Here is a 10,628-nt window from a genome sequence, read left to right as displayed (position 1 = left end):
TTTCGGGATGATAAAATCCATGACAGGGTACGGAAGTGCCTCTTTTGAAAACAGTGAGTGCAAGTTATCCATCGAAGTAAAAACCCTTAACTCCAAATTCCTGGATTTATCACTAAAGCTTCCAAAGACCATTCAAGAATACGAGATGGAGGTGAAAACCTTGATTTCGGAAATCCTCATCAGAGGGAAAGTGAACATCAACTTTGATTACGAAGAAAACAAAAAAGAAGAGGTTCGGTACTCCGTCAACAGCGTCTTCTTCGAACAATACTATCAGCAATTAAAAAGCATCTCTACCGGCTTAGCTGTTTCTGATGAGTCACTTTTCAGGCAAACTATGCAAATGCCAGAGGTGTTGCAGCAAAGGGAAGACACAGAAGACGCAAGAATCTCTTTAGAAGAAGTTCTTCAAACAATGAGAAAGGCACTTGAGGCCTGCGATAAATTTAGAGACAAAGAGGGCGAAGTACTGTATGGCAACTTTGTATCCTACATAGGTGTCATCCGTCACAACCTTGGCGAAGTAGCTAAAAGAGACCCTGAACGAATCAAGGGGATCAAGGAAAGAATTGAAAAGAACCTCACTGACGTGGTGGGCAAGGAAAAGGTGGATCAAAATCGTTTCGAGCAGGAATTGATCTACTATATAGAAAAGCTCGATATAGCTGAGGAAAAAGTCAGGCTGGAAAGCCACCTCAACTTTTTTATCGAAGCACTCGGTAGCCCTGAGTCGAACGGCAAAAAGCTGGCGTTCATTTCACAGGAGATCGGTAGAGAGATAAATACTATCGGATCCAAGGCAAATGACGCCGTCGTGCAACGCCTTGTAATTGAAATGAAAGAAGAGCTGGAGAAAATCAAAGAACAGCTTCTTAATATTCTCTAGCTCTCTTGGGTTTACCCCTGGCCGAGACTAAAAAAGATTGGTATAGTCATCCGAACTTTCACTGGCAAGCCCCGTTGTTTTCCAGGGTTCCATGGCGGCGCCCCGGAAAGCACCCTTACAGCCTCTTCATCGCAACCGCCTCCAATACCTTTGGCTACTTCGATATTGCTGATGGAGCCGTCTTTCTCCACAATAAACTGGAGGTAAACCCGACCCGAAATGTTCATTTTTCTGGCATTCTGGGGATAAACCAAGTTTTCGCCCAAGTACTTGTAAAACACCTGCATTCCACCCTTTGGCTCAGGCTTATTTTCCACAATGACAAATATTTCCTCAGCCTCCTCTTCGGGCAACTCGTCCATAACCGCCGGCAGAGGGTCGCTTATCCGCATATCTTGTGTGATCTCCACATCAAGGTCGAGATCAATATCCTCAAGCTCAATTTCATCGCTGATTTCGGTGATAATTACAGGCTGGTTTTGTAGCGGAGGAGGTGGAGGAGGTTGGTCAGTTGGTGGAATTTCTATCAAATCTTCAAATTCATCTCCCGAAAGACCAGACAACTCAATTTGATCACCTGTGTTGTAGAATTTCCATTCAAATGCCACTATAACAAGCGATAGTGAAATAGCGAGCCCCAGCACAAAAAAGAGAGTGTTCAAATCGTGATCTCTTAGCGCCTTATTCCTTTTGTGATCCAGTAGCTCACCTATCAGGTTTGCCTGCTGGTGCTTCCTGACAAGGGCGTCTGCCTTGGGCGACTTAAGGAAATAGTTTTCCGGGGTATCTACTGCGCCTCGAATGTCCCTGCTTGAATCACGGTTTTTTGCGGGTATGGGTTGTGAAATTTTCATGGCTTTGAGTATTAAATTGATTGGCCATCCGCCAAACTTCAATACCAAAATCCTCCATTTTCAGCTAAATAGATATGATCTACAAGAGCCCTGTCCTCTGATTTTAGTCATAAAAAAAGCCCCAATATCGGGGCTTTCCTTCTATAATTTATGTCTTCAATTATCCAAGCTTGAACGTGATAGGAAGAATCATCCTTACTTTCACTGGGCGTCCACGCTGCTTACCAGGCTTCCACTTGGCTGCTTCCTGAATCACCCTTACGGCTTCTTCATCACAACCAGCACCAATACCTTTAATGGCTTGAACTTCAGTGATAGTTCCGTCTTTGTCCACAACAAACTGAACAAACACTTTTCCTTCCACACCCATTCTACGTGCCTGGTTGGGGTATTTCATGTTCTTACCCACGTAGGCGTAGAATGCTGCCATACCGCCATTGGGCTCAGGCTGGTCTTCCACAATCGTGAATATTTCGTCGGCAACCTCCTCTTCAGGTGCTTCTTCGAACACCACGTCTTCTATCACTGTGTTTTCAGTGATTTCAACGTCAAGGTTTACCTCTATTTCTTCTTCGATTTCCTCCTCATCAGGCACCTCGATAATTTCAGGCTGCTGAATCACCGGTGGTGGTGGTGGTGGCTGCTCGGTTGGAGGTATCTCCATTAAGTCTTCAAAGTTATCATCCACCTGACCAAGGTCAACCAAGTTACCATCGTCATAAAACTTCCACTCGAAAGCGGTAATGACAAGAAGTAAACTCACAGCCAGGCCTATGTTGAAAAACAGTCCGGTCTTTCTCTCAAGATCTGCTTTCTCGCTCTTTTTGGCCTCCATTGAAAATCAATTTAGTAGTTAGTTAATCTATTCGTAGTAATTTCAAATGTAACGATTAAGAAATTTAATTCAAATTAGATTTCTTTCGCCGCACAAAATTTACTGCCAGCAAAGCAGTCACCGAGCCCAAAACATCCGCAAGCAAGTCAAGCCATTCTGAACTCCTGTATGGAATAAAGCTTTGAGCAATCTCAATCAGTATCCCTAAAACTAAGGAATTAGTTGCAACAATCCAAAAGCTCAGGGGCTTTTCATTTATTAACAACGTCTCCGGCACAACAAGTTCCGGAAAATAAAGCAGGGACCAAACAAAGAACAAACCAAAATGGCCAATCTTATCAACCCCTGGGTATTTAAGAAACTCAAACCACCCACTGCCGCCGCCCTGGCTTAAGGTCAGGTAGAGGATCAAAGCCACCCATACATACTTAAGGCTTTGAAAGAGTCTTAACACCTTACTGCCCGATAAGCTCTTTATAAGCAGCCGCTGACAAAAGCTCTTCTTTCTCCGAAGTATTCGAAACTTTTACTTTGATCATCCAGCCCTCGCCATACGGATCGCTGTTTACAAGCTCCGGCTGCGCTTCCAAGGCAGCATTTACCTCTGTCACTTCTCCGCTCAATGGCATAAAAAGGTCTGAAACCGTTTTTACAGCCTCAACAGTGCCAAATACTTCGGCAATGGCTACCTCTTCTCCTTCTTTTTCTATTTCGACGTACACTATATCGCCAAGTTCGCTTTGAGCGAAATCAGTGACGCCAACTGTGGCTATATCTCCGTCAACTTTAACCCACTCGTGGTCTTTGGTATAAAGCAAATTCTCGGGAATGTTCATGGATATCTCTTTTATTTTAAAGTGAGCAAAAGTACACTCTTCTGTTTTAAGTGAAAAGTTATTGTGCCAAACTAAATCTGAGCTGCACGCCAAAGGCAGTTGTCACTCTCTTAAAGGAGCTCGAAATTCTTGGCTGGTTAAGGTTTCTTTCAAAGTAGAACTGAAGATTGAGCTGATCATTAAGCATATAGCTTACGGTTGGTCGTACCTGATAATTAATATTTCCCGCCGTTATCGTCGGCTCATCATCAATTTTTCTTTGCAATGTCTTCGTATCTCTAACAGTAACTGCCACTCTGAAAGTAATGTCGTTTTTAAGTGTCACAGTCCTCCCCTGTACCTTAAATGGCAGTTCATAATCCGACTTGGTGACGCCATAATCCAGCGTTACGTCGTTGCTTTTGAGCTCTGTCACCTGGCTGTTGGAGAGGTTGAGTGCAAGGTTCCGCTCTTTCTTGTATTCTATCCTGGCCGTTACTCTCGACTTGGTTCTGATATTGATACCAAGAAAAGGAGCAAACCGCTCGGATACCAACACCTGGCCAAGCACATAAATAGGAATCAAACCGTTTTCACCATTCAGAGAAGCCATTGGGTAATTCTCTATCTGGTTGGTAAGGTCAAAATTATCGGCATTGAGTGGTGATAGGGAGTCAGTATAAGCGAGTGTATTACTAAAGTTGTTGATACTCAAACTTGAGGTGTAGGCATGGGTAAGATTGATGGATGAAAAAACCTGCGCAAGCTTGGGTATGCGTGACAGACCGGCATAATCCACCCGCCAGTTAGGTATTGGAATCCTCGGGAACGGTGACAACGAAGCGTCGTTGGCAGAATGACCTGTATATGCAGCTAAAAACGCAGGGATCAACACATCCTGAGAATTGAGCGCATACTCTCCGGCACTATTTGAAGCGTCGAGTCTGCTTTTTATAATGGCCCTATTGTTCTCGAACTGCTTGAAAACAGACGAAATATTGGCAGTGTCATCTTTTATAAAGGCTGTGTTAATAGTTAAAATAGAAATATTGTAACTGCCCGATCGGGATGGTGTTAGAGAGCGGAAAGTCTCCAATTCATCGTCGTATCGGTATATTTCCTGAAAATTACCCGTCACGGTCTTCTTTGCGTCAAGCTGAATTTTGAGATCTGTGAATGGCTCAATATTAGCTCTTAGCTGCAAATCTGTCGTATTGTTCTGAGTAAAAGGTGCCGAAAGCGATGTGCTCTTGGCGATCCAGCCGTTTTCCGCCGCCCTGTATCTGATGGAGGGATCCTGGCTGCCGAAAATGAAGTCAGTACCTGGTGCATTAAAGCCGCTGTCCAGGCCAAATAAATAAGCCCTTGGCCTGAAGCCTGGCAGCATGGTACCCTCCCTTATGCTGTAGGTGCCGTTGATTGACCTGACCGACATCAACAGTCTCAAAAGCCCTTTAAAAGCTTTATTCTCGGACTTTTTTGCTTCAGTTGTATCAACTTTTGTCCGGGGCCCTTTGGGGGCAGGCCCTGTCGGCCGGCGTCTAGGTGGGGCATTTATCGTCTTGAAATAAGGGACTTTATTATAAAGACCTACCAGGTCAACCTTTCCATTCAGAGCCCTTTCCCTTGTATTTTGGATCAGGTTACCCAGCGTATCGGCCTGGGTGACAGACCCCGCCGTCCATGTATAGCCAACGGCATAACGCAAATCGGCACTTACCCAGTCGGTGACAGGAAACTTATCGAAGGGCAGCCTGTAGTTGGCGCTGGCATTTTGGTCAAAGTTCTTCATCCGGCCAAGGTTTTTCAAATTGGTCCAGATGGAATCTTTCGCAGCCTGCGTGCTTATATCACCTTCGGGCTCATCAATGATAGCTCTTGCCTTGGCATTATAATCAAGGGTCAGGCTTTTAAAGACGCTCCACCGAACGCTGTACATTCTGCTGAAAGTAAAATACTTCTCATAAAATGGATCGAGGCCTACAGTGGTTAAGTTGGCATTTCTAAGCTGGGTTCTGGCAAACCTTCTGTCTAAATCTCCCCTGATGGAAATATTGTTAGGCAATGGTGATACGTTAATGTCCTTTATGAATTTCAGGTAGGGACTTTTTAAAGCCTCCGAGTTTTTGAACGGCTCCAGCACCAGCCCCTGCGTCGAATAGTTGTACCCAACTCCTCCTCTATAGTTCTTCAATAAATAACTCTCGGTATTCACGTTGCTGCTCATCACATCGCTATAGGAGTAATTAACCGAGAAATTTTCAACATCATAAAAATCCTGTCTGGCGTCCGGGTTTACCCTTTCCTTTCTCACATTTGTGAAATTCAAGCTTCGTCGTGTCGCTTGCTCCACCACTATTTGCCTGTAATTGTCCTGCCCTTCCTGGGTGTCAATGCTGAGAAGTGAGGCTTCCAAAGGTATGTCCGGATCGAGCGGATCCCATTTGGGTGTAGCCACGGTATTTTCGTAACTGGCAAACATAGGGATTTTGATGCCCGTGTTGCCTGGTAGCAACTTATCCACGTTCACATTGGCTGAAACATCATAGCTAATGGTCTCTTCCCTTGTTCTTTCCGAAATACGCTGCTGGATTCCTCCAAAGCCTACAGTGGTGATCCTGGCTGAACCGGAAACGGTGGCAAAATCAGCCAGTTGCGCATTCAACCTGGTGTTGGCTGCCCACCCTTTGGTGTTGTCAAAGTCGGTTACCCGCAACTCGTTGGCCCAAATACAGACTGATTTAGGTTGCTGGTCGGGTGACTCCGGGTTTTTCACACCGATCATCATGGTAAGCACGGAACTCATATCCGGCCTCCCAACAATTGTTACTTTGTAGTTCCCAACCTGCTCCGTATAGGGCAGTTCTACATTGAATTTCGCCCGGTTTCTGGCTGATTTGACTGCATAGAGCTGGTTGAATTCAATATCGATCTCATTTTCGGCAGGCCAAACAAGTCGCTGTAGTGCTTCGCCTGACGAGCCTTCAACATTGGAAGGTGTTACCTTCAAAGGCACCTCAATCTCATAGTAATTCTGGTCAAAATCCGTCCCAAACCTAATGAAGCCGGAAACGTCATCATCGTTAAGCCCGTCCCCCTCGGCGTGCAGGAACATTTTGATTTTACCATAATTGATCAGGTCAAAATTGACGTTCTTAAATATAGCCCTGGCGTCTCTGTCTTCCAGGTTATCGACACAAACCTGAATCGATTGTTCATTGTTCTCACGCTGAATAACGGTGGTGTTGTCTCTGTCACGATTGATTCCTGGAGGCAAAGTGTAGGGCGACTTTCCCTCGCTGGCTTTGCTATTTTCCTCAATGCTCACTACCGAAATCGTAAAATCTGAAGAGTACTGCTCGGGAACCTCATTATAGCTTCTGTCATAAAGGCTCTCGGTGAACTTCCGCCACTGGCTTCCTACCAGCTGAAATTTGGACATTCTCAGTACGACAGGCTGCCGCCAGCCCGTCAAATACATCCTCATGTATTTGATACTTTTAAACCCTGAGATATCGCCCTGGATTCTACTAGGGTTCCGAACAGGAATCCTGAAGAGATACCAGGTGCGTTCGCCACCTTCACCCCCCACTACCCTATCAACAATATATCCTTTGCCTACTTCGAGCTGTCCCTTTTTAAGTGGGATTTTGTATTCGTAATACTCCTCCAACTCATTGATAGTGTTGTCCTTGTTCAAGTCCTCATTCTCTGGAAGGTTGCTACCCAAAGGGGTAAAGTTCTCACCACTGGCAGTCTGAATAGGCGTGTTACCATCCATGCCATTGTAGTTTTTGTAACGTTCCAGAATCTTTGCGTCACGGGCATCCTGCTCGGCACCTAAGTAGTACTGAAAATTATCACCTGAAGGGTCTTCAAGAATCTTATTTCTTGCAGTACCCGAAACTTGTAGTTGGCTTAAAAAGCGGTCGTTAAAAAAACTGGCTTCTTCGCTATTTTTAAGGCCATCAAGACCAACATCCTGGTTAGGTCTTGCGTATGCCTCGTTGTCGAAATAGTCAGTGAGATACTGTTGCTGTGTTACTTTTCCCCATTCTGTAGTCGTCACCTTGTTGACTCCGCCATCGGCAGGCAGCCCATTCTCAAACCCATGCAAACCATCTTTGATTATATCTTCTGAGACACTACCTAAGTTGAAGATCAATTCGCCGCCGGTAGTGTTAGCCTGGTTGAACAAGCCGTCGAGCACCTTACCTCGTCCGTCATTGTCGTCGATAAATGGATCCAGCATCCAGAATTCAATATATTCGACGTTAGTCTTATCAAAGTCAACGTCCGACGTAATCGCCCTGGTAATGCCTCCCCAGTTTGATTCCGGGTTTTTAAGCAAGCCATCGGTATCCAGATCGGGGTTGTAATTGTATTGTCCTCTTTCCGAAGGGAAATAGGCGATGTCAAATATAGGTTCATTGGTGTTAACTATATTCCGGCTTCTTTGAGAGTAGATTTCCTGAGGGATAATGCCGGCAACGTAGTGGTTGTCCTTGTCTTTCTCTGTAATGTTAGGGGGAGAGTTCGGCCCTCCGTTTCGATAAAAAACGTTGTCTATAACGTACCACGCAATTTTTGCTCTTTTGAAAGCGGAGCCAAGCTTGTCAGCTGTTTGGTTGCTTAAGTCAAACCGGTTCCCGGGTGTTTGCGGAGTGGCCCCAAGCTTCCAGGCTTGAAAATTGCCCATGTTGTAGGGTGTTACCGCTGATTCAAAGTCGTCGATGTAAGATGTGCCCTCGCCTCCTACCTCATTCGATGTGCCTGGATTGATTTGAGCGACCTCGCCAGTGAAGGTAATTCGGGAGGGTTCCTTTGTATCTACGAAAGGGAGTGCATCGACCATTTTTGTCAGGAACCTCGACTCCTTGCTCCAGTTCAAATCGAAGCCGTACAGCGAGTTTTTTGTTGGCTCGTTGCCAACGCTATATCTTGTAATGCCGCCTGGACGTTCGTTCAGGTGGAGCCACGTAGCGCCAAGGTTTAGATTCTCAGTGAGCTTATAATCAAAGCGTGTTCCTGTAAGCCACCGGGTTTGAAAGTTGAAAACATCGGCTTTCTCATATGAAATATTGATCTGCTTCCCGGAGTTAAGGATCCCTTCGTTAATGATTCTCACCCTTCCCAGGTTATAGTCAACCGTGTAGTCCAGGCCTTCGGTCAACAGCGTGTTGCCAGCAGTGACAACAACAGAATTGGGTGAAATGCTGATGCCCGGTAACACGATTTCATTGGATGCTCCCGCCTGAAACTTGCCCAAAATGAAAAACTTATTCTTGGAGGACACCTGCTCAGCATCAGCTTTCGTTGTTCGGTAAAGGGTGTCGTAAGCATACTTCTGGATGAGATTTTGCTCGTTGTCCTTGTCAAAGTATGACTTGAGTGTTTTTCCAAATGGCTCAAGCACAGGAAAGATAATGTTTCCATTTCTGGAGTCAATAGTCACTCCATCGATGTAGTCGAAGTTGCCGTCCCGTTGCGGATCGTTGTTGGGGTTGAGCTGGTCAAGCTTGAGAAGGTGGATAAGCGGCTGGTCTTTCGTAAGGGCCCCCTCATGCAAGCTCGGATTGTCGATACCCGTCAAGTCGTCACGATAATGTATTCTCAGCGTAAATCCCTCCCTATCGACCTGGCTGGCGTTCAGGTTATAGATGTTTTTCATCATCAAGTCCCAGGTTGGAGTCGATGTGTTGATCTTATTCGGGCGGAGCATTTTCAATAACAACAGCTCACTTTCCGACAAGTTCTGATAGTCTTCCATCAATTCACCCACCTTAAAGGTTCGGCCGTTGTAGGTATATTCATAGGCTACTGCCAGCACTTCGTCATTTGTCAGCTTTCTTAGGAGGGAGATGTAACCAAGCTGTTTGTTCAGTACAAATTCTTTCTCATCAAGTCTTCTGGCCGAGGTAATTTTCACATAGTCAACAGAGTTCTGGAAGTTGTATCCTGACTCCAGAATACCGTCTACTTGATTGGCATCCCTTATTGAGGGGTCTTTTTTTAGAGATTCAAATAGTCCATTGGCGTCGTTACTTGCTGGGTAACCTGCACGTGGAGTACCAATCAATGGGTTGTCTTTCCTGTAGACCTTATCACTCTCACCAAGATCCTGAAAGGCCAGCAAACTCCTCAGCGTTTGGGTATCTCCGTTTCTTTTCAGTACATAAATTTCAACCCTGGTCACATTCACTCCCGATATTACCTGAGGCAAGCTGCCAAGCCATTTTTCATAGTTGTCTCTAAAAAAATGGCCGAGAAAGAAATGTCGGTTGTCATCATAGTCGGAGCCTCGCACTTCAAATTCCCGTCCTTGAAATCCACTCTCAAGGGTGATGACGTCATTACGACCTTGCTGGCGGGAAACAACACTTGTTACAAACAGCTTCCCAAACTGCAACTGCGTCTTCACACCGAATAAGCTTTGCCCGCCGGAAATAAGGCTGTTGCTGATGGGCATGCTTACGTTTCCCACTTCAATCTTTTTGATGATATCCTCTTCATAACCCGTATACTCCATCTTCAGGTTGTTCTGGAAATCAAAAGAGTTGTTGTTGTCAAAGTTGGCTGTGATAGCGAGCTTGTCGCCAACTTTGCCGACCAGGTTAAGGCTTATCTGCTGATTAAATTCAAAGCCACCGTTTCTTTGCTGTCTGATTGGTATTTGCGGATTATCTATCCTCTGCCACCTGCCCCCAAAATCCAACGTTACGAACCCATTAGGCTGAATGTCGACATAGCTGCCACCAAAAATCCGGTCAATCAGAGGGCTGGTATACAGCTTAGGTATAAGCCTCCTGCCGCTCACAGCACTTTCGCCATCGAGGCCCCTTGATCGGCTCCTCCAATACTCCCGCAGCATTTCTTCTTCCTTCCATTTGCTGAACTCCTCGAAGGTCATGGTGGTGGTTGGTCGATAATTCACATCACCTATCCTTTCATAGATGGTGTAATTCATCGACGTATCAATTTCCGCATCGAGTGTGAGGCTTGCAGGATTTTTTAGCTGGAGAGGGGAAGGACTTATTCTGTTGGAAAAAGGATCTCCAAACCTGTCAACAGGTTCGAACGTAGGAGCCTTTGAGGGTTGGTAGGGGCCTTTGAGTGAGTCTGGTATGGTATCCTGCTTGAAGAGAAAATACTTATCGGCATCCTCCAATATAAAAAAAGAGCGCTCAGCATTAGCAAGTAAAGCGCTGAGCACAAGCGAAATACACAAGAGTACTAGA

General features: G+C 45.4%; 6 protein-coding genes. 1 reads left to right on the top strand and 5 read right to left on the bottom strand.

All coding sequences use genetic code 11. The annotated features are described in order from the left end of the window. Positions 1-7: 7 nt before the first annotated feature. The gene (locus RIF36_RS25280) at positions 8-886 is read left to right on the top strand and encodes a YicC/YloC family endoribonuclease (protein WP_350095572.1); all 879 of its coding nucleotides are present in this window, start codon (positions 8-10) and stop codon (positions 884-886) included. Between the two features lie 11 nt (positions 887-897). Here the strand turns inward: RIF36_RS25280 and RIF36_RS25275 are convergent, their stop codons facing one another. From RIF36_RS25275 to sov, 5 genes are all read right to left on the bottom strand, one after another. Then, positions 898-1,740: an energy transducer TonB gene (locus RIF36_RS25275; protein WP_350125685.1), complete on the bottom strand. Its 843-nt coding sequence runs from the start codon at positions 1,738-1,740 to the stop codon at positions 898-900. A 160-nt stretch (positions 1,741-1,900) separates the two neighbouring features. Further along, complete coding sequence (locus RIF36_RS25270; protein ID WP_152000106.1) at positions 1,901-2,575, bottom strand: energy transducer TonB; 675 nt, start codon at positions 2,573-2,575, stop codon at positions 1,901-1,903. Between the two features lie 64 nt (positions 2,576-2,639). Next, on the bottom strand, positions 2,640-3,029 hold the full coding sequence (locus RIF36_RS25265; RefSeq protein WP_350079056.1) for a VanZ family protein: 390 nt from the start codon (positions 3,027-3,029) through the stop codon (positions 2,640-2,642). A gap of 1 nt (position 3,030) precedes the next feature. Beyond that, complete coding sequence (gcvH, locus tag RIF36_RS25260) at positions 3,031-3,411, bottom strand: glycine cleavage system protein GcvH (RefSeq protein ID WP_350125682.1); 381 nt, start codon at positions 3,409-3,411, stop codon at positions 3,031-3,033. A 58-nt stretch (positions 3,412-3,469) separates the two neighbouring features. Beyond that, positions 3,470-10,618, bottom strand: coding sequence for a T9SS outer membrane translocon Sov/SprA (gene sov, locus RIF36_RS25255; RefSeq protein WP_350125679.1), 7,149 nt, complete (start codon positions 10,616-10,618; stop codon positions 3,470-3,472). Positions 10,619-10,628 lie beyond the last annotated feature (10 nt).

The sequence above is a fragment of the Imperialibacter sp. genome (assembly GCF_040222815.1).
Lineage (GTDB): Bacteria > Bacteroidota > Bacteroidia > Cytophagales > Cyclobacteriaceae > Imperialibacter.
The sequence above is the reverse complement of the archived record's forward strand: the minus strand, read 5'-3'. Positions and strand labels throughout refer to the sequence as shown.

Excerpts from the sequence above, each read along its gene's own strand:
- RIF36_RS25280 (WP_350095572.1), top strand. The coding sequence starts at position 8 with ATGATAAAATCCATGACAGGGTACGGAAGTGCCTCTTTTGAAAACAGT.
- RIF36_RS25275 (WP_350125685.1), bottom strand. The coding sequence starts at position 1,740 with ATGAAAATTTCACAACCCATACCCGCAAAAAACCGTGATTCAAGCAGG.
- RIF36_RS25270 (WP_152000106.1), bottom strand. The coding sequence starts at position 2,575 with ATGGAGGCCAAAAAGAGCGAGAAAGCAGATCTTGAGAGAAAGACCGGA.
- gcvH (WP_350125682.1), bottom strand. The coding sequence starts at position 3,411 with ATGAACATTCCCGAGAATTTGCTTTATACCAAAGACCACGAGTGGGTT.